This window comes from Embleya sp. NBC_00896 (assembly GCF_045207785.1).
Classification (GTDB): domain Bacteria; phylum Actinomycetota; class Actinomycetes; order Streptomycetales; family Streptomycetaceae; genus Embleya.
Genome location: NZ_CP108777.1, coordinates 1,570,760 through 1,590,801 on the forward strand (window position 1 = coordinate 1,570,760; position 20,042 = coordinate 1,590,801).

General features: G+C 71.7%; 14 protein-coding genes and 1 pseudogene. 10 read left to right on the plus strand and 5 right to left on the minus strand.

From position 1 onward, the window contains the following. The first annotated feature begins 177 nt into the window (after positions 1-177). The gene (locus OG928_RS40345; RefSeq protein WP_406291608.1) at positions 178-1,983 is read left to right on the plus strand and encodes a bifunctional 3'-5' exonuclease/DNA polymerase; all 1,806 of its coding nucleotides are present in this window, start codon (positions 178-180) and stop codon (positions 1,981-1,983) included. Positions 1,984-2,025: 42 nt separating this feature from the next. Here the strand turns inward: OG928_RS40345 and OG928_RS40350 are convergent, their stop codons facing one another. From OG928_RS40350 to OG928_RS40360, 3 genes are all read right to left on the minus strand, one after another. Beyond that, entirely contained in the window at positions 2,026-2,517 is a 492-nt protein-coding gene (locus OG928_RS40350) for a universal stress protein (protein ID WP_331766980.1), read from the minus strand. Positions 2,518-2,721: 204 nt separating this feature from the next. After that, positions 2,722-3,222, minus strand: a complete 501-nt coding sequence (locus tag OG928_RS40355) for a GNAT family N-acetyltransferase (protein WP_406291610.1) — start codon at positions 3,220-3,222, stop codon at positions 2,722-2,724. Positions 3,223-3,526: 304 nt separating this feature from the next. Beyond that, the gene (locus OG928_RS40360; RefSeq protein WP_331766981.1) at positions 3,527-4,090 is read right to left on the minus strand and encodes a PPOX class F420-dependent oxidoreductase; all 564 of its coding nucleotides are present in this window, start codon (positions 4,088-4,090) and stop codon (positions 3,527-3,529) included. Between the two features lie 88 nt (positions 4,091-4,178). Between OG928_RS40360 and OG928_RS40365 the strand changes: the two genes are divergently transcribed. The 5 genes from OG928_RS40365 to OG928_RS40385 all read left to right on the plus strand — a co-directional run bounded on the left by OG928_RS40365 (position 4,179) and on the right by OG928_RS40385 (position 10,196). Beyond that, positions 4,179-4,634, plus strand: coding sequence for a helix-turn-helix domain-containing protein (locus OG928_RS40365; RefSeq protein ID WP_331766982.1), 456 nt, complete (start codon positions 4,179-4,181; stop codon positions 4,632-4,634). 254 nt (positions 4,635-4,888) lie between these two features. After that, positions 4,889-5,398, plus strand: coding sequence for a mycothiol transferase (locus OG928_RS40370; RefSeq protein ID WP_331766983.1), 510 nt, complete (start codon positions 4,889-4,891; stop codon positions 5,396-5,398). Between the two features lie 155 nt (positions 5,399-5,553). Next, positions 5,554-6,243 carry a class I SAM-dependent methyltransferase gene (locus OG928_RS40375; protein WP_331766984.1) on the plus strand — a complete coding sequence of 230 codons (690 nt, stop codon included), beginning with the start codon at positions 5,554-5,556 and terminating at the stop codon, positions 6,241-6,243. Between the two features lie 129 nt (positions 6,244-6,372). Further along, on the plus strand, positions 6,373-8,403 hold the full coding sequence (locus OG928_RS40380) for an FUSC family protein (RefSeq protein ID WP_406291614.1): 2,031 nt from the start codon (positions 6,373-6,375) through the stop codon (positions 8,401-8,403). Between the two features lie 62 nt (positions 8,404-8,465). Continuing rightward, positions 8,466-10,196: a phospholipid carrier-dependent glycosyltransferase gene (locus tag OG928_RS40385; RefSeq protein ID WP_331766986.1), complete on the plus strand. Its 1,731-nt coding sequence runs from the start codon at positions 8,466-8,468 to the stop codon at positions 10,194-10,196. Positions 10,197-10,309: 113 nt separating this feature from the next. Here the strand turns inward: OG928_RS40385 and OG928_RS40390 are convergent, their stop codons facing one another. After that, positions 10,310-11,635, minus strand: a complete 1,326-nt coding sequence (locus tag OG928_RS40390; protein WP_331766987.1) for an MFS transporter — start codon at positions 11,633-11,635, stop codon at positions 10,310-10,312. 71 nt (positions 11,636-11,706) lie between these two features. Between OG928_RS40390 and OG928_RS40395 the strand changes: the two genes are divergently transcribed. Continuing rightward, positions 11,707-11,892: a hypothetical protein gene (locus tag OG928_RS40395; RefSeq protein WP_331766988.1), complete on the plus strand. Its 186-nt coding sequence runs from the start codon at positions 11,707-11,709 to the stop codon at positions 11,890-11,892. 176 nt (positions 11,893-12,068) lie between these two features. On the opposite strand, the gene OG928_RS40400 is transcribed toward OG928_RS40395, so the two are convergent. Next, a complete protein-coding gene (locus OG928_RS40400) occupies positions 12,069-13,052 on the minus strand; it encodes a DJ-1/PfpI family protein (protein WP_331766989.1) in 984 nt (327 codons plus the stop codon). 216 nt (positions 13,053-13,268) lie between these two features. Here OG928_RS40400 and OG928_RS40405 point away from each other — a divergent pair, with 216 nt between their 5' ends. The 3 genes and pseudogenes from OG928_RS40405 to OG928_RS40415 all read left to right on the plus strand — a co-directional run bounded on the left by OG928_RS40405 (position 13,269) and on the right by OG928_RS40415 (position 19,888). Further along, positions 13,269-13,415, plus strand: a complete 147-nt coding sequence (locus OG928_RS40405) for a hypothetical protein (protein WP_331766990.1) — start codon at positions 13,269-13,271, stop codon at positions 13,413-13,415. 95 nt (positions 13,416-13,510) lie between these two features. Further along, positions 13,511-13,600: pseudogene (locus OG928_RS40410) on the plus strand (cyclase); the annotation flags it as partial. 792 nt (positions 13,601-14,392) lie between these two features. Beyond that, on the plus strand, positions 14,393-19,888 hold the full coding sequence (locus OG928_RS40415; protein ID WP_331766991.1) for a carboxyl transferase domain-containing protein: 5,496 nt from the start codon (positions 14,393-14,395) through the stop codon (positions 19,886-19,888). Positions 19,889-20,042: the final 154 nt, after the last annotated feature.

Below are 20,042 nucleotides of genomic sequence, written 5' to 3' on the forward strand. Positions count from 1 at the left end.
ACCACCATCCCCCACGGGGCCCGCCCGGGCCATCCACGTCCGGGTGGACGTCGCCCGACCCGGCAAGCGCCCGGCCGCATTCGCGTCGTGCCTGGTCGTGCCTGGTCGTGTCGGGGGCGGCGAGTAGTGTTTGCCGGTCGACGGGTCTGTCGGTTGTGGGTGATTCGTCCGCATCGGATGCGTCGAGAGGAGGGTCGCCGTGGATGGCTTCGGAGGTACCGCGTGGGTCGGCCGCTCCCCGTCGGGTGTCCGGGGCACGGGGTGACGCCGCTCGCGCCGCGAGTCGCGGTGGCGCCCGACGCGTACGGGCACGGCGGGCGTTTGCGGCCGCTGCGGGATGACGGGGCCGCGCTCGGACCGGCCGTGCACGTGGACGACCTGGTCGGGGCGGTCGCAGGGTACGAGGCGCTGCCGGTGCCGCCGCGGTGGGTGTGGGCCTCGGCGGAGAACGCGTACGCGCCGCTGCTGCCGGCCCGGGTGGCGCGCTGTCACGACCTCGCGCTGGTCGAGTCGCTGCTGCTCGCGCACGAGGGCCGGTTCGGCGAACCGCGTTCGCTCGGCGCGGCGTGGGCGCGACTCAAGGGCCTCCCCGTCCCGGACGACCTGCCGATCGGGGTCGCCGACGCGCAGGACAGCCTGTTCGTCCCGGACCGACTGCGGCTCCCGGCCGGGGCCGACGCGCTCGACGCGGTGGTCGCGGTGCACGCCGACCAGTTGCGCCGGATCGGCGCGATCGAGGACGACGGGCGCCGGTCGCGGTTTCGGCTGCTGGTCGCCGCCGAGTCGGCGGGCGGCCTGGTCGCGGCCGAGATGGCGGCCGACGGGCTGCCGTGGCGGATCGATGTGCACGACGCGCTGCTGACCGAGCTGCTCGGGCCGCGCCCACGCGTGTCCGGGGCACCGCCGCAGCGGATCGCCGAACTGGCCGAGCGACTGCGCGAGGCGCTGGGCGGTCGGCCGTTCAACCCCGATTCGCACACGCAGGTGCTCAAGGCGTTCGCCGATCAGGGCGTCCGGCTGACCTCGACCCGCACGTGGTATTTGCGCGACATCGGCCACCCGGCGGCCGACCTGTTGATCAAGTACAAGGAACTCGCCCGCCTGCACGCGGCCCACGGGTGGGCCTGGCAGGACACCTGGGTACGGGCCGGCCGGTTCCGCCCCGAGTACGTCGTCGGCGGCGTGGTCACCGGCCGCTGGGCCGGCCGAGGCGGCGGCGCGTTGCAGATCCCGCGCGTGCTGCGCGGCGCGGTCGTGGCCGACCCCGGTTGGTGCCTGGTCGTCGCCGACGCGGCCCAGCTCGAACCGCGCATCCTGGCCGCGCTCTCCCAGGACGCCGGCCTGGCCCGCTCCGCGGCGGTCGGCGACCTGTACGAGGCGCTCGCCAAGGCGGCGTTCCAGGGCGACCGCGCCAAGGCCAAGCTCGGCCTGCTCGGCGCGATGTACGGCCAGACCAGCGGCGACATCGGCCCGCTCCTGACCACGCTGCGCAGGCAATACCCGGACGCGATGGGGTACGTCGAGGCGGCGGCCCGAACCGGCGAGGAGGGCGGCATCGTGCGGTCCCGGCTCGGCCGCACCTGCCCGCCGCCGTCGTCGGAATGGCTCGACCTCGCCGAGGGGGTCAGCGGTGCGGGCGGGGGCGAGGCCGGTGACGACGCGGGGGCGCGGTCGGCGCGGGCTCGGGGGCGGTTCACCCGCAACTTCGTCATCCAGGCGAGCGCGGCCGACTGGGCCCTGGCGCTGCTCGCGGCGCTGCGGAGGCGGCTCACGCCGCTGGACGGGTCCCCGGAGGGGCGCCCGCACCTGGTGTTCTTCCAGCACGACGAGATCATCGTGCACGCTCCGCTCGCCCTCGCGGGACAGGTCGCGACCGCGATCGGCGAGGCCGCGGAGGAGGCCCGGGGCTTGGTCTTCGGGGACACACCGGTGCGGTTGCCGCTGGTGCCGGTGGTGGTGAACTCGTACGCGGAGGCCAAGTGAGGTCGCGGGCCGGCTTCGGTGCCGGCGTGGTCGTGCTCGTGTTCAGGTCCCGGTGGTGTCCCTGTCGACGCGGTGGCCGGGGACGATGAGGACGGCCCGGTCGGCGTGCTTGGCCATTTCCTTGGCGACGGAGCGGTCCAACAGCCGGTGCACCAGGGTCCCGGGGCCGACCCCCGGGCCGCCGATCACGATCATGAGGGCGTCGCACTCGCGTGCGATCGCGTTGAGGCGGTGGAGTGGGTCGCCCGTCTCGTTGCGGTAGGACCATTCACCGGGGAAGTCGGCCAGGATGCGGTCCACGCACGCGCGGTGATGGCCGAGGGAGATCCGCACGTACTCCGTTTCCAGGTCCGATCCGGCGAGGTCGGCGTCCGACGGATGGTCCAAGGGGTTCTCGACGTGGACGACACTCAGTCGGGCGTTCAGCCGCAGGGCCAGTGCGGCGGCGAACTCCAGGGCCGCGCCACTGAATTCGCGGGTTTCGTAGCCGACGACGAGATCACGTGGATGGCCTTGTTCGCTGAACGGCGACATGTGGACGCCTCCTACGGGAATCCTCTATAGCATAACGTCGCTTTGGTGATATTTCGGGCGGCGACCCTCGCCGGCACACGCATGGTCCTGCGGGTACCGCTGCCCGCTCTGCGGCCGGAATCGGCCCGCCCGGCACTCGCGGACAACAGCGGGTTGTCGGGGGACTCCGGGTCCTCGGCGATCACCACTCGCACGGGGGCGATCCTAATCGGCTCCGTGGCCTCGGTCCCGGAGGACTTTCCGGTATCGGACGCCGGGTCGGCCGTTGATCTCGACATCCTCCACTGCGGCGAAGCCGTTCTTTCCGAGCACGGCCATGGAGGCCGGATTGTCCAGGGTGGTCATCGCCGTGAGCGTCGAGAGTCCGTAGGCGGCGGCCAGGCGGCACACTTCCTCGACCGCCGCCGTCGCGACACCCCGGCCGGCGGCTCGCGCGCCGACGCGGTAGCCCAACTCGGCGGCGCCGTCGGCGACATCCACGAGATTGACGCGGCCGACGAGGGCACCGTGTTCGTCCAGGACGACATGGAAGTGGATCAGACCGGTGTCCTGCTCGGTGAGCAGGGCCTGGTGACGGACGGCGAACTCCGCGAAATACGCGTCCCCGCGATCCGGGATGGAGCGGGTGAAGAACTCCCGGTTCTCCCGCTCGAAGGCCAGCAGGGCGGGCGCGTGATCAGCCCGGAGTCGCTCCAACCTCACCATGATCAGGAGCATACGGAAAGCCCCCAAGGATCCACACCCAACCCGAACGGGGCCTGCCCGGCGCCCTTGCCGGCCGCGCCGAACGAGCACGGGGCGACAACCGAACGGCCAGGATCCAGACGTTCAACCTGCTGCCCTCGCTGACGGTCCGGCAGAACATCGTGCTGGACAAGCGGGCCGCAGGCCGCCGACCTGATCCTCGGACCGCAGCTTGATCCTGGAAGGAGCGTTCACATCCAGCCCGTCCGGCGTTTGAGGACAAGCGGGCCGCAGGCCGCCCACCAGACACCCGCGCACGCGCAGCCTATGCGTTGGGGATGTCCAGCGCCGTTCCGTACAGCCGCGTGACCGTCAGTCGGATCACCAGGCGCCGCTCGGCGACCGCCCCCGCGAAGAACACCGCCTCGTCCGCGGGCCGGAACTCCGGTGCGACCATGGCCAGTAGTTCGCGGCCGGTGGCGTCGCCCGGCGTCGTGGTGGGCTCGGTGGCTTCCGCGTCGCCCTCGGCGACCGCGAACGAGAAGACGTTGCCCCCGGACACGTGCAGCGCGGCGTTGGCGTTGCGGCGCACGTGGTGCGGCTTGGCGCGGTCGGCGGTGGTGGAGAAGCGGATCACCCGCTCGGCCGAGTCCCAGGTGTACAGCATGTTCGACAGGTGCGGTCGGCCGTCACGCTTGATCGTCGCGAGCGTGCCGAACTGCTCGCGGGCCAGGATCGCGATCACCTCGTCCTCGGTGAGCGGGCGGGGCGGGGGGCCGGCGGGGGCTTCGTCGGCGCCGGTCGTGGTGGCGCCCGTCGTGGTGGTGCCGTCGGCAACGGTGGTGTCGGTCGCGGTGGATGCGTGCTGCGGTGCTTCGATGGCGTTCATGGGATCTCGTCCTCGCGTCCGGTCGGTTCCTTGTTGTTCCTGAGGTGATTGTTTGTGACCATGGCCGTTCGCGGAAGGAGGCACTTTCATGTCCCGGAGTAACACGGAGGTTCCCGTCCAGGTCACGGGTGTTCTCGATCCGCGCGCGGGTGCGCCGGAGCAGGATTCGACCGACCCCGTCGAGATCACCTGGGCGAACGCCTGCCAGGTCGTCGGGACCCTCGACCACGTCGCGGGGAAGTGGAGCATCGGCATCCTGGTGTCCGTCGCGGAGGGGCCGATCCGCTTCACCGAACTGGAGCGCGCCGTTCCGGGTATCAGCCGGCGCATCCTCACCATGAACCTGCGCCGCTTGGAGCGCGACGGCCTGCTGCGGCGCACGGTGTACCCGACCGTGCCGCCCAAGGTCGAGTACACGCTCACCGACGTCGCGCGTGAGCTGACCGCGTCGCTCACCGGCCTGGTCCGCTGGGCCGAGCGGCACGGCCCGACGATCGCGGCGGCGCGCGAGGTGTACGACCGGGAGCAGGCGGGGCAGGAGTAGAGGCGGCCGCACCACCCCGACCTCGACCCCGACGGCGACCCCGACCCCGACCTCGACCCCGACCTCGACCCCAACTGCCGACCGGTCCGGCGCGTCCGCCCGGCGACGGCGCCGAGGAGCGACAGAATCGAGCGGTCACCCGTGCCCGGTGACGCCGGCCACGCGACGACGAGATCGACGAGGTCGACGAGATCGAATCGAAGGTTCCGACGATGCCGGGGATTTCGCCGAGATCGATGACAACGAGGAGTTCGATGAACAGCGCGGATCTATTGGTCGATGCCTTCGGCCGGGTGCGGGAGGCCGTCCACGAGGCGGTCGAAGGGTTGACCGCCGCGCAGTTGGCCGAGCGGCTCGACGACGACGCGAACTCGATCGCGTGGCTGATCTGGCATCTGACCCGGGTCCAGGACGACCACGTCTCGGATGTCGCGGACATCGAGCAGGTGTGGACGGCGCAGGACTGGCACGGCCGGTTCGAACTGCCCTTCAGGGTCGGGGCGACCGGCTACGGACACCGCCCCAAGGACGTGGCCGCGGTGCGGGTGGACTCGGCCGCGTTGCTCACCGGCTACTACGACGCCGTGCACGAGCAGACGATCGGCTACGTCCGCGGGCTCTCGGCCGCCGACCTGGACCGCGTCGTGGACGAGGGATGGACCCCCGCGGTCACCCTGGGTGTGCGGCTGGTCAGCGTGATCTCGGACGACCTGCAGCACGCCGGGCAGGCCGCGTTCATTCGGGGCCTGCTGCTGCGGCGGTAGGTACGCAGAGGTATGAGGTAGCAGGTACGCAGCACCCAGAGGTATGAGGTACGCAGGTACGCAGGTACGTAGGTGTGTAGAGATGCAGGCGTGCAGATGTGCGGCCCCCATCGCCCTGTTCGCCGTGTTCCACCGGAGAAAGGACGCCGTCCGGCATGACTTCCGAACCCGCCCACCCGTCCCCGCTCGCGCACGGCGCGGCCTCCCCGGCCGCCGTCCTCTTCGATGCCATCGGTGCCACGTACGAGACGGCCTTCGCGGGCCTTCCCGAGCAACTGGCCGCGCTCGACTGGCTGATCGATACCCTCGCGCCCGGCTCGAAGGTGCTGGACATCGGCTCCGGCACCGGCCGGCCGACCGCCGAGCGGTTGGCCGCCGCCGGCCATCGGGTCACCGGGATCGACGTCTCGGCGACCATGGTCGAGCTGGCTCGCGCCCGGGTTCCCGGTGCCACGTTCGAGCACTTGGACGCGCGCGATCTGGCGGACGACGCCGGTGCGTGGGACGCGGTGTGCGCGTTCTTCTCGTTCCTCCAGCTGCCCAGGGTCGACCTGGACGCGCAGCTGGCCCGACTCGGCGAGCGGCTCGCGCCCGGGGGACTGCTGGTGTTCGCGACGGTGCCGGCCGAGGTGGACGGCGTCGAGATCGAGTGGATGGGGCAGCGGGCGAGGGTGACCAGCCACGGGACAGACGTGCTGATGGACCGGCTGCGCGCGACCGGCCTGGAGATCCTCCACCAGGGCGTCAGCGTGTTCCACCCGAACCACCCCGACACGGGCCCGGAGGAGCAGCTGTACGTGTACGCGCGCAGGTCCGCCGACCCCCAGGGCGGCGCCACGGACTGACTCGGGGTGCGGCCGGGGCGGTCGTCGGCGTGCGTGTCGTGGTCGGTATCGTGTTCTGCGCGTGGAATGCCGTACTCGTCCGGCTCCGCGCGCCTGTTCAGCCCACCTCGCCGCGCTCGGGATCCTGTGATGACCATGACCGAACGTGACGATACGAGCGGTACGCGGCCCAGTCGCTTCGCGCCGCCCGAGTGGCTCGCGTTGACCCTGCGGGCGAATCCCGGACCGATGCCCAAGGCCGCCGCCGTGCGGGCCGCGATCGGCATCGGGCTGCCGGTCGCCATCGGGGTGATCGTCGGCGACACCACGTCCGGCGCGCTGGTGGCGCTCGGCGCGCTCGGTGCGGTCTTCGGGGACACCGCCGACGCGTACAGGTTGCGTGTCCTCAACATCGCCGTGCCGCAGATCGTCGGCGCGATCGGGCTCGCGCTCGGCAGCGCGCAGTACGGGCACGGCTGGACGGCCGTCGTCGTGCTGACCGTGGTGGCACTGGTCGCGGGAATGATCAGCACGATCGGCGCGGTGGCCTCCGCGTCCGGGCTCAACCTGCTGCTGATGGCGGTGATCGGGGCGGGGCTGCAGATGCCCACGCCGTGGTGGCGCGCGCCGATGCTGACCCTGGTCGGATCGGCGCTGATCCTGGCCATGGCGCTGCTCGCGTGGCCGGCGCGCTCGCGCATCCCCGAACGGGCCGCCGTGGCCGACGCGTACGACGTGACGGCCGAGCTGTTGGCGATGGCCGGGACCGATCGCTGGGACGACTCCCGGGCCGAGGTGACGCTGGCCCTCAACCACGCGTACGACCTGCTGCTGGGCCGCCGTGCGCTGGCGCCGGGGCGAAGTCGCGGGATGTCGCGCCTGGTTGCGCTGCTGAACGCGGTGACGCTGCTGGTGGAGGCGGCCACCGCGGTGCACGCCGCGGGTCGCCGCGTGCCCGAGGAGGACGTTCGCACGGTCCGCGGGATCGCCGAGGCGGTGCGCGGGGGTACGGTGCCCGCCGGGGACGCGCCGGGGATCGGCGCGAAGCGGCCCACTGCGACCGAGCGCGCCGCGACGGAGTCCACCCCCACCGAGCCCACCCCCACCGAGCCCACCGATCGCGCCGTCGACGCGGCCATCGCGCATGTGCTGGACACGCTGTCCGGCGCGGGCAGGGCGCCCGACCGGGTGGGCCGGCCCGTCGCGCTGCCCGAGCGAGTGGCCGCCGGGGCGCGCAACCTGCTGGTGTCGGCCGAGTCGTGGCGCTACGGGCTGCGCCTGGCGCTGTGTATCGGGCTGGCCCAGACGCTGGTGTCCACGGTGGATGTACCGCGGTCGTACTGGGTGCCGCTGACCGTCACGTTCGTCCTCAAGCCCGACTTCGGGTCGGTCTTCTCGCGCGCCCTGCTGCGCGCGCTCGGCACCGCCGCGGGGCTCGTGGTGGCGGGCGTGATCCTGGAGTTCGTCCCGCGCGGCGGGTGGGAGGTGCCGGTCGTGTGCGTGCTCGCGGCGGCGCTGCCGGTGTTGTCCCGGCGCGGTTACGGCTACCAGACCGCGGTGATCACGCCGCTGGTCCTGCTCCTGTCCGACATGCTCGGGCACCAAGGCGTCGACCTGCTCGCGCCGCGACTCCTGGACAGCCTGATCGGCTGCGCGATCGTGCTGGTCGCGGGGTACGCGTTGTGGCCGGAGAGCTGGCACACCCGAGTCGGCGCGCGGCTGGCCACGGCCGTCGAGGACACGGCCGTCTACATCGAGTGCGCCTTCGACGAGGCCACCGACCAGGCGGCGCGGGCCCGGATGCGTCGCCGCCTGTACCGCGACCTGTCCGCGGTCCGCACCGAGTTCCAACGCGCCCTCGGCGAACCCCCGCCCGCCGGGGCCCGCGCGGCGGCGTGGTGGCCGCTGATGGTCGCGGTCGAGCGGGTGATCGAGACCGGCACGGCCGCGGCGGTACGCACCGCCCACGGCGCGCCGCCGGCATCCCCGGAGGCCGCCGCCCACATCGCGGCCGAACTCCGGTCCCTGGCCGCCTCGATGCGCACGGGTGATCCGGCCACACCGCTCGAGCCGGAACCGACGGAGGAGACCGAGGACGCCCTCACCGACGTCCGCAGGGAGGTCCGCTCGGCACGCTGCGCCCTGGACGGCCCCCCTGCGGAGGCGGACGGCCCCACGTAGGCATGGCGCATCCCGGGCATCGGCCGGCAATCGGCTGGTTCGTACATCAATACGATGCCCGGGTGACGAGTGACGTGGCAACCGGTCAGCCGACCCGCAAGCAACTACCGGAGAGGGATGCGGAGTTCCCCGACAGCACCGGTGCCGCACGTGCCGAGGCCGGGGCTCGGGGGTGGGCCTGGTCGCCGGCCCGATTACGGCGTGGGGACCGGCCGACGTCGCTGCGCGAGCGGCTCGTGCCGTCGTACACCGACAACAGCGCGTACACCGGCGGCGGCTGGCTGCCGTGCATCCTGGTGACCCTGCTCGCGGGTTTCATCCGGTTCTGGAACCTCGGCAAGCCGCGTGCGGTGATATTCGACGAGACGTACTACGCCAAGGACGGCTGGTCGCTGCTCAAACTCGGCTACGAAGGCACCTGGCCGGACAAGGTGGCCAACGACCAGATCCTGGCCGGGCAGACCGACGTCCTGCAAACGCAGGGCTCGTACATCGTGCACCCGCCGATCGGTAAGTGGACGATCGCGCTCGGCGAGCAACTCTTCGGGCTGACGCCATTCGGGTGGCGTTTCGCGCTCGCGGTGCTCGGTACGCTGTCGGTGCTGATGCTGTGCCGGATCGGCCGCCGACTGTTCCGCTCGACGCTGCTGGGCTGCGTCGCCGGACTGCTGATGTCGCTCGACGGCCTGCACTTCGTGATGAGCCGCACCGCGCTGCTCGACCTGGTGCTGATGTTCTGGATCCTCGCGGCGTTCGGCTGTCTGTTGATCGACCGCGACGACACCAGGGCGATGGCCGCCCACCTCTTCAAGACCGGCCCCGACGCCGCCCACGCCGCCACCGTCACCTTCGGTCTCCGCCCCTGGCGGATCATGGCCGGCATCTGCCTCGGCCTGGCCTGCGGCACCAAATGGAGCGGCCTCTACGTGGTCGCCGCGTTCGGCGTCATGACCGTTCTATGGGACGTCGGCACGCGCCGCGCGTGCGGCGCGCGCCGGCCCTACCGCGCCGCACTACGCCACGACGCACTGTTCGCTTTCCTGTCCACCGTCGCCATCGCCGCGGCCATCTACATCTGGTCCTGGACCGGCTGGTTCATGACCGACGGCGGTTACTTCCGGCACTGGGCCGACGACCGGGCCGGCCTGTCCCCGGACGAGGTCCTCGGGATCCCGCTGCCTCGGTTCGGCATGACGTGGGTGCCCGCGCCGCTGCGCAGCCTGTGGCACTACCACGCCGAGATGTGGTCGTTCCATACCCATCTGGACGCTCCGCACCCGTACCAGTCGAACCCGTGGAGCTGGCCGGTGCTCGGCCGGCCGGTGCTCTACTCCAACGAGATCGTGCACCAGGGCACGGCCGGGTGCACCGAGCAGGACTGCTACCAGACCGTGTTGGCCATCGGGACGCCGCTGCTGTGGTGGACCGGCGTGATCGCGGTCGGCTACATGCTGTTCCGCTGGGCGGGCCGACGCGACTGGCGCGCGGGCGCGATCCTGTGCGGCCTGGGCGCGGCCTACCTGCCGTGGATGGCCTTCCAAGAGCGCACGATCTTCCTGTTCTACGCCGTCGCGTTCGTCCCGTTCCTGTGCCTGGCGGTGACCATGATGCTCGGCGCACTGCTCGGCCCACCCGGGGCCGGCGAACGGCGACGCGCGTGGGGCACCGCCGGCGTGGTCGCGATCATCGCGCTGATCGCCTGGAACTTCCTGTACTTCTATCCGATCCTCGCCGGCGAGACGATCGGTCGAAGCGCGTGGCTGGACCGCATGTGGTTCAGCACCTGGACCTGAGCCGGAGGGTCGCTTCTGCTCACACAGATGCCGGCAAGCTGCCCACCGGTTGGTCCGCACCGTAGAAGCCCGGTATCTCGACGGGACCTCGTACCGGGGCGCAACGGGCCGGCTCACTGACCCGATGGACCAGGAGTCCCGGTCGAGACCGTCGGCGAGGGAGCGAATGGGGCTCCGGGGAGGGGCGCATCGGTATTTCGCGCGCCGGTGATGCCGATGGTGCCGTCGGGGAAGCGCTGGACCGAGCGCACGCCGGGCAGCAGGTTCAGCAGCAGGCAAGGTGTGCCGATGAGGGCCGCGGCGGCCAGCAGGGTCGTGCGCATCCCGAGGAATTGGGCGACTGGCGCGGCGGCGGCGTAGCCGGCGGGCATGGCGATCAACGAGATCATCCAGTCCAGTGAGCTGACGCGGGCCAGCATCTCCTCGGGGAAGAGCTGTTGTTGCGTCGTCGCCAGGACCTCGCCGACAAGCGAGGTCATGGCAAAGGCCACAGCCACGCCGAGAGCGATGGCGAAGAGCGGGGCGGGGGGAGCGAGTAGCGCCAGCGGGGCGAAGCCGATCACCCCGGCCGCGTTCGTGGCGACCAGTGGGCGGCGCGGCCGGTAGTGCAGCGCGGCCAGCCCGCCGGCGATGGAGCCCACCGCGCCGGTGATCATGATCACGCTCCAGGCGGTGGCTCCGCCATGGCCGTTCTGCATCACGACCGGGCCCAGGACGAAGAAGAACGCTATCGCGAAGTTCCACACGCCCCAGCAGAGCAGGTTGGCCAGATACCAGCGGCGCTGGGCCACCACCAACCAGCCGTCGCGCAGGTCTGCGAAGAAGTGCTGTTTCTGGGACCGCTGCGCCTGCCTGCGCAGGTGCATTCGGGAGATCAGCGCGAAGCTCAGCAGGAAGCTGATGGAATTGATGAGCATCGCGGTGCCTGGACTGGAGATCGCCAGCAGCAGCGCGGCGAGGGCTGGGCCGAGCACCTTGGTGGTGCTGTCGGTCAGGCCGAGCAGGGCGTTCGCCGGCTGCAGATGCTCAGCGCCGACGAGCTCGGGTAGGACGGCCCTGGACGCCGGGGTGAAGAAGGCGAAGGCCATGCCGGCGATCGTGTAGGTGACGGCGAACTGCCAAACCGCTGCCTGATCCAGGAATATCATCACGGCGAGCAGGCCATAGCAGACCGCCTGGATGGCGTCGGCCGCCATCAGCACGAGCTTGCGGGACAGTCGGTCCGCCCAGACCCCGCCCACCGGCAGCATCACCACCTGGCCGACTGCCTGGCAGGTCAGCACCGTGCCGACATCCAGGGCGCTGCCACCCGAGCGCAAGATGGCGAAGACCGCTGTTACCGGTATCAGGGCATTGCCCATGGCGGAGATGCTGCGCGCGGTCCACAGGAGTCGGTAGGGGCGCTCCCGCAGCGGGCTCAACGATTTTGGCAAAGGCATGGGCGGCTGTCCTTTTCCGAGTAATCGGGTTTCGCTGAACTGACAAGGGTTCGCGGAGAAACAACCCGCCGATGTCGTCGACCGTCATGCCGTTCCCCTCGCCCACGATCGCGGCGGGCTCGGCGCTGATCGCGCGGATGTCGTCGGGCGTGCCCGCACCGCCGTCGTCGACGGCCTGGGTGCTGACGGGTGCGGCGGCCAGGAGGCGGGCACCGGCGGCGGGGGCGCTGTCCAGCGCCATGACGCCCGTCCGGTAGGTGTCTGGAAGTCGATCAGGACGAGGGTGGTGCCGGCAGGCAAGGCGACCGGGTGTCCAGGCCGATGGCGTCGCGGAGGTCCGCGAGGCAGTCATGGTGGTTCTGCCTCGTGCGTTGTTGCCGGTCAGCGAGTATCGCCGTCCCGCGTGTATGGCTCGGGATCGGGGAGAAAGGCGTCAGGCGGTCATGCGGAACCGCCGCCGGTAGGCCGCAGGCGTCGTGCCGATCCGCTTGCGCAGTGCGCGGTGGAGCGTCTCCACCGAGCCGAGCCCGCACACGGCGGCGACCTGGTCCAAGGGCTGGTCGGTGCCCTCCAGGAGGCGGCGGGCCGCTTCCACCCGCGCGGCCTCGACGTAGGCGCCCGGAGTGGTCCCGGTCTCCTGACGGAAGACCCGCGCGAAGTGGCGCTCGCTCAGGCACATCCGTACCGCGAGGGCGCCGGCGGACAGGTCGCCGTCCAAGTGGTCGACGATGAACATCCGCAGATCGTCGATGTCGCGGCGGGTCGCGGGTGGTCGACTCAGCGGGACCGAGAACTGGCTCTGGCCGCCCTGGCGCTTGAGGTACATGACCAGTTGCCGGGCCACCGTCAGGGCGACCTCGTCGCCCAAGTCCTCGGCGACCAGTGCCAGGGCCAAGTCCATGCAGGAGCTGATCCCGGCGCCGGTCCACACGCTGCCGCAACGCACGAAGATCGGGTCGGGGTCGACGGTGATCTCGGGATGCTCGGCCGCCAACCGCGCCGCGGTCGACCAGTGCGTCGTCGCCGTTTTGCCGTCGAGCAGCCCGGCGGCGGCCAGCAGATGTGCGCCCATGCACACCGACACGACCCGCCGGGCCAGCGGTGTGACCCTGGCGACCCACGCCACCACGTCGTCGTCCACACGGGCGACCTGGCCGCCGGGGCCGGCATCGACCGCCCCGGGGACCAGCAGCGTGTCCAACACGCCGTCCACCTCATCGAAGGACAGGTCCGCGACCAGCCGCAGCCCCGCCGACGTGGCCACCTCACCGCGGGTCTGCCCCGCAAGCTCGACCTGGTAGCCGGCGGCGCCCCCAGTCTCCCGGTTGGTCAGCGCGAAGACCTCGGCAGGGCCGGTGACGTCGAGGAGGTCGACGCCGGGGAAGACCGCGATCACGACACGGCGGGTGCTGGACATGGGTCCATCTTGACCCGCGTTACTCGGCGGCGACAATGACGGTCTGCTGTCACATCCGGACATGACGGTCCGGCATACGGGCCGGTGGGCCCTGTCCCGTGATTGGTGGTACGACGGGTGACGGCCGTCGTTGGCATGGTGGGCTGCCGCTGTGGCAGCAAGACGCTTCGTGTGTCCGGGTTTTCGTTGTGGCATCTGCCGTCGTGGGATCGGCAGATGGACCTGCATGTGTACATCGGTGCGGTGCGTGCGGTGCGTGCGGTGGGTGAGGGGGTGCCGCTGTACGAGTACGTGGCGGAGAACGGTGATCCGTTCACGTATCCGCCGTTCGCGCTCGTGGCGTTTTGGCCGTTGGGCTGGTGATTCCGGTCGCCGTCGGGCCGGCCGGGCCCACCGCCGACATCCGCTGTAGGGGGTGAAGGTTCCGCGCCGCGCGCCGCGTTACGCTCCCCGGCCGCAAGATCGCCGGGGTGACCCGGGAGTTCGACGCCGAGATCGTCGAACAGCGACCCGACCAGCGGGTCGCGTGGAAGACAGTGGACGGCCCGCGCCTACGACGACGCGCGGTCCCGGGTGCTTGAGGCAGGCGTGGACCCCAACGAGGACGGTGGGACGTCGTGCCGCCGGTGCGGCTGCGATTCCTTCGTCCTCGGCAGGAATGGTCTGGGGAAGTGCAAGCGGCTCTCCCCGGCCCCATGCGGCCACGACTGGGGGAGCCACGACGTGTTCTGACCTTCTGGTGGGAATCGGGAGCGGCTCCCGCTCCGATCTCCGCCACGAGGCCGGTCGCCGCCTCCTCCGCGAACTTCGCTCTCCGGCAAAGCCGTTGCCGTGCAGCAGTGGGTCGGGCGATCCATGTCCGGACCTCCTGCCCCCTCCTCTTCCTCCGCGCCTTTTCCTCCGCGAAGCTGCTCGCGCTGCTGCGCGCCGCTGTTCTGCAGGCTGCGGAGTCGGCCGCCCGGCATCGACTGCCGGAGGTGCGGCGTGGGACGGGGGATGAGCCCTGGGCCGCGGTGCCGTCGGACGGGATCGGCGCGGGCCATGGGCGGGATCCCCCGGGGGGTACCCGATGTCCCGCACCTCTCGACATGTACTGGTATCCGCGTCGAGCCCGCCTCGTGTCACAGTCGAAGGGCGCCAACGCCTGCCACCGGTGTGTTCGTACATGCGCTGGTCAGGCGCGGGTGGCCGGCGGCTTTTGGTCGTTTCCCACAACTGACGGCGCGTAGTGTGCACCGTCTGCGACATGGCGTCGCCGCCCGGTAGACGAAATGGTGAAGACTTCGGGGGGCGCCGTGTCACGGCGCGCGCATTATTGGTCTACAGAAGGGCTCGATCGGGTGTTCAGTCGTGTCGCCATCGTCAATCGTGGTGAGGCCGCGATGCGGCTCATCCACGCCGTCCGGGAGCTGGCCGCGGAGACCGGGACCCGGATCGAGACCGTCGCCCTGTACACCGACGTCGACCGCACGGCCACATTCGTGCGCGAGGCCGACCTGTCCTACGACCTCGGTCCCGCGTCCGCGCGCCCGTACCTCGACCTGAAGGCGCTGGAGCGCGCGCTGGTGGAGACCGGGGCCGACGCCGCGTGGGTCGGCTGGGGCTTCGTCGCGGAGGACCCGGCGTTCGCCGAGCTGTGCGAGGAGGTCGGCGTCACCTTCGTCGGACCGAGCGCGGACGCCATGCGCAGGCTCGGCGACAAGATCGGCGCGAAGCTGCTCGCCGAGGAGGTCGGCGTACCGGTCGCGCCGTGGAGCCGCGGTGCGGTCGAGACTCTGGACGCGGCCTTGGCGGCGGCGGCCGAGATCGGCTACCCGCTGATGCTGAAGGCGACCGCGGGCGGTGGCGGGCGCGGCATCCGCGTGGTCACGAGCGAGGCCGAGCTGGCGGATGCCTACGAGCGCACCAGCCAGGAGGCCGCGCGGGCGTTCGGCAGCGGCATCGTGTTCCTGGAGCGCCTGGTCACCGGTGCCCGGCACGTCGAGGTGCAGGTGATCGCCGACGGGCAGGGCACCGCGTGGGCGCTCGGCGTCCGCGACTGCTCGGTGCAGCGGCGCAACCAGAAGGTGATCGAGGAGTCGGCGTCGCCGGTGCTCAGCCCCGCGCAGACGGCCGAGCTCAAGGCGTCGGCCGAACGGTTGGCCATCGCGGTCGACTACCGCGGCGCGGCGACCGTCGAGTTCCTCTACCACCCCGGCGACAAGCTGTTCGCGTTCCTCGAGGTCAACACCCGCCTGCAGGTCGAGCACCCGATCACCGAGTCCACCACCGGGTTCGACCTGGTCAAGGCGCAGCTGCGGGTGGCCTCCGGCGGCAGGCTCGAAGGCGAGCCGCCGGTGGAGCGCGGGCACGCCATCGAGGCCCGGCTGAACGCCGAGGATCCCGACCGCGACTTCGCGCCCTCCCCGGGCCGCATCGTGCGGCTGGACCTGCCCGCCGGTCCGGGCATCCGCGTGGACACCGGCGTCAGCGAGGGCGACACCATCCCCGCCGACTTCGACTCGATGATCGCGAAGATCATCGCCTATGGCCGCGACCGCGACGAGGCGCTCGGCAGGCTGCGCCGGGCGATGGCGCGGACCACGGTGATCATCGAGGGCGGCGCGACGAACAAGAGCTTCGTGCTCGACCTGCTCGACCAGCCCGAGGTGATCGACGCCAGTGCGGACACCGGCTGGATCGACCGCGTTCGCGGCGAGGGCCGGCTCGTCTCGCACCGGCACTCCGCAGTCGCGCTGGCGGCCGCCGCCATCGAGGCGTACGAGGAGGAGGAACGCGCCGAGCGGCAGCGGCTGCTGTCGACGGCGTTCGGCGGACGCCCGCAGGTGCAGCACGAGAGCGGCCGCCCGCTGGACCTCAAGCTGCGTGGTGTCGGCTACCGCGTGCGCGTCGCGCGGGTCGGCGCGCATCGGTTCCGCGTCGGCATCGAAGCGGGTGCCGACGTCCGCACCGCCGACGTCGAGCTCGAGCGCTTCGACCGGCACACCGGGCAGATCGTCGTCAACGGAACCCGGTACCGCCTGCTCACCGGCACGCACGGGCCGATCCACCTGGCCGAGGTGGACGGCGTGACGCACCGGGTCAGCCGTGACGAGGGCGGCGTCATCCGCTCGCCCGCGCCCGCGCTGGTGGTCGCCACGCCGCTGGAGGTCGGCGCCGAGGTCGAGGCGGGGGCCCCGGTGCTGGTGCTGGAGAGCATGAAGATGGAGACGGTGCTGCGGGCGCCGTTCAGGGCGCGGCTGAAGGAATGCGTCGTGTCCGTGGGCAGCCAGGTGGACACCGGTGCGCCGCTGCTGCGGCTGGAGCCGCTCGCCGCCGACGACGCCGAGGCCGAGGACACCTCGGCCGGCGAGTCCGTCGAGCTGGACCTGCCCGCCGCGCCCGGGGAGATCCCGGTGCGCGAGCGCACCAAGCGCGGTCGGGAGGACCTGCGCAGCCTGCTGCTGGGCTTCGACGTCGATCCGCACGACGAACGCCGGGTGCTCGAGGACTACCTCGCCGCGCGCCGGGCGGCCATCGAGGACGGCCACCGGCCGTTGGCCCAGGAACTCGAACTCGTCGACATGTTCGCCGACCTCGCCGAGCTGAGCCGCAACCGGCCGGCGGGCGAGGACGGCGGCGGCGAAGGCCACCTGCACAGCGCCCGCGAGTACTTCCACAGCTACCTGCAAAGCCTCGACGTCGAGCGGGCCGGGCTGCCGGAGGCGTTCCGGGCCAAGCTCGCGAAGGCGCTCGCGCACTACGGGGTCACCGAGCTGGAGCCCTCCCCCGAGCTCGAAGCCGCGGTGTTCCGGATCTTCCTCGCCCAGCAGCGCGCGTCGGTCGACGCCACGGTCGTCGCGACGCTGCTGCGCGCGTGGCTGCGCGAGGCGCCGCCGGACGAGACGCTGCGCGAGCCCGCCGGTCTCGCGCTGGAGCGGCTGGTGGCCGCGACACAGGTGCGCTTCCCCGTGGTCTCCGACCTCGCGCGCGGCGTGGTGTTCGCCTGGTTCGGCCGGCCGCTGCTGCGCCGCAACCGCGCCCGCGTCTACGCCGGCGTCCGCAAGCACCTGCGCCACCTGGACGCGCACCCGGACACGCCGGACCGCGCCGAGCGGATCGCCGAGATGGTGGGCAGCACCGAGCCGCTGGTGCGGCTGCTGGGCCAGCGGCTCGTCCGCGGCGACCTGGACAACGCGATCATGCTGGAGGTGCTGACTCGGCGCTACTACGGCAACAAGGGCCTCACCGGCGTCCGCACCAGCGAGGTCGCGGGCTGCACGTACGTGGTCGCCGAGCGTGCGGGCTCGTGCGTGGTCTCCGCCGCGGTGGGCTTCGAGGCGCTGGGCAGCGCGCTGCGCGGGCTCGCGGAGCTGGGGAGCGGCGAGGACGACATCGACGCCGACATCTATCTGGCCTGGGAGAACCAACCGGAGGACTCGGACGCGACGGCGGCCGCGCTGCACGAGGTGGTGAGCGCGCACCCGCTGCCGAGCCGGGTCCGCAGGCTCACGGCCACCGTCGCGGGCAGCGGCGGCGCGGTGATGCACCACCACTTCACGTTCCGCCCGTCGGGCACCGGGATGGCCGAGGAGCGGCTGATCCGCGGGCTGCACCCCTACATCGCGCAGCGGATGCAGATGGAGCGGCTGAGCGGGTTCGACCTCACCCGGCTGCCGTCCTCGGACGAGGAGGTCTACCTCTTCCAGTGCGTGGCGCGGGAGAACCCGTCGGACGACCGCCTCGTCGCGTTCGCACAGGTGCGCGACCTGACCGAGCTGCGCGAGCACGACGGCAGGTTGGTCGCGCTGCCGACGGCCGAGGACATCGTCGCCACCTGCCTCGACTCGATCCGTCGCGCGCAGTCGCGGCGACCGTCGAAGACCCGGTTCAACACCAACCGGATCGTGGTCTACGTCTGGCCGCCGAGCGACCTCACCCGTGCGGAGCTGGAGATGATCGCCGGGCGCGTGCGGCCGACGACCGCGGGCGCCGGGCTGGAGGAGATCCTGTTCATCGCGCGGCAGCGCGACCGGAGTACCGGCGAGCTGACCAAGATGGCCGTGCGCATCTCCTTCGACGCCACCGGCGGCACCGAACTGACCATCGGCGAGCCGTCGGAGGAGCCGGTCGAGCCGGTCGACGACTACCGGCAGAAGGTGCTGCGCGCGAGCAGCCGCAACACGGTGTACCCGTACGAGCTGACCGGTCTGCTCGGCGACTTCGTCGAGCACGACCTCGACGAGAACCACGCGCTGGTGCCGGTCGACCGGCCGAAGGGGCACAACACCGCGGCGATCGTCGCGGGCGTGGTCACCACGCCGACCCGGCCGCACCCCCAGGGCGTCACCAGGGTCGTGCTGCTGGGCGACCCGACGAAGGCGCTCGGCGCGCTGTCGGAGCCGGAGTGCCGCCGTGTGATCGCCGCGCTGGACCTGGCCGAGCGGATGCGGGTGCCCCTGGAGTGGTACGCGCTGTCCGCCGGCGCCCGGATCTCCATGGAGTCGGGCACCGAGAACATGGACTGGGTGGCCGCGGCGCTCAAGCGGATCGTCGAGTTCACCCAGGACGGCGGCGAGATCAACATCGTGGTCGCGGGCATCAACGTCGGCGCGCAGCCGTACTGGAACGCCGAGGCGACGATGCTCATGCACACCAAGGGCATCCTGGTGATGACGCCGGACTCGGCGATGGTGCTCACCGGCAAGCAGTCGCTGGACTTCTCCGGCGGCGTGTCGGCCGAGGACAACTTCGGCATCGGCGGCTACGACCGGGTGATGGGTCCGAACGGGCAGGCGCAGTATTGGGCGCCGAACCTGGCCGCCGCGCGGGACGTGCTGATGTCGTACTACGACCACACGTACGTCGCCCCCGGCGAGCAGGCGCCGCGGCGGGTGGGGACGACCGACCCCGTCGACCGCGACATCTCCGGCTTCCCGCACGCCGTGGCGGACAGCGACTTCACCACCGTCGGCGAGATCTTCTCCGCCGAGGCCAACCCCGACCGCAAGAAGCCGTTCGACATCCGGACCGTGATGCGGGCGCTCTCCGACCAGGACCACCCGGTGCTGGAACGCTGGGCGGGCATGGCCGACGCGGACACCGCGGCGGTGCAGGACGTGCATCTGGGCGGTATGCCGGTGTGCCTGCTCGGCATCGAGTCACGGGCGGTGCCGCGGCGCGGCTTCCCGCCCACCGACGGGCCGGACACCTACACCGCGGGCACGTTGTTCCCGCAGTCGTCGAGGAAGGCCGCGCGGGCGATCAACGCGGCCAGCGGCAACCGGCCGCTGGTGGTGCTGGCGAACCTGTCGGGCTTCGACGGCTCGCCGGAGTCGATGCGCAAGCTCCAACTGGAGTACGGCGCCGAGATCGGCCGCGCGATCGTGAACTTCCGTGGGCCCATCGTGTTCTGCGTGATCTCGCGGTACCACGGCGGCGCGTTCGTGGTGTTCTCGAAGGCGCTGAACCCGAACATGACCGTGCTCGCGCTGGAAGGCTCGTTCGCCTCGGTGCTGGGTGGCGCCCCCGCCGCCGCGGTGGTGTTCTCCGGCGACGTCAACGCCCGTACCGCGGCCGATCCGCGCGTGCGCAACCTGGAGGCCCGCGTCGCGGCCGCCTTCGGCACCGACCGCGCCGCGTTGACCGCGGAGCTCGACGAACTCCGCTCGTCGGTCCGCGCGGAGAAGCTGGGCGAGGTGGCCACGGAGTTCGACCGCGTGCACAACATCCGGCGTGCGGTGGAGGTCGGCTCCGTCGACGCCGTCATTCGCGCCGCGGAACTGCGCCCACGGGTCATCGAGGCGATCGAGTCCATCGAGGCCCGCTTGGGCCGCCCCACCCCGGAGCCGCGGTAAGGACCTAGCCGTGGCACGGCGAGCCGGCCTGCTCGTCCGTCGGGCGCCCGCACCGGTGCGGGCGCCCTGGACGTGACCTGCCGAGAACTCGTGAATCGACCCGATGACCGCCGACGCGCCGACGCCCGACCACCGCGCGTCGGCGCGTCGGCGC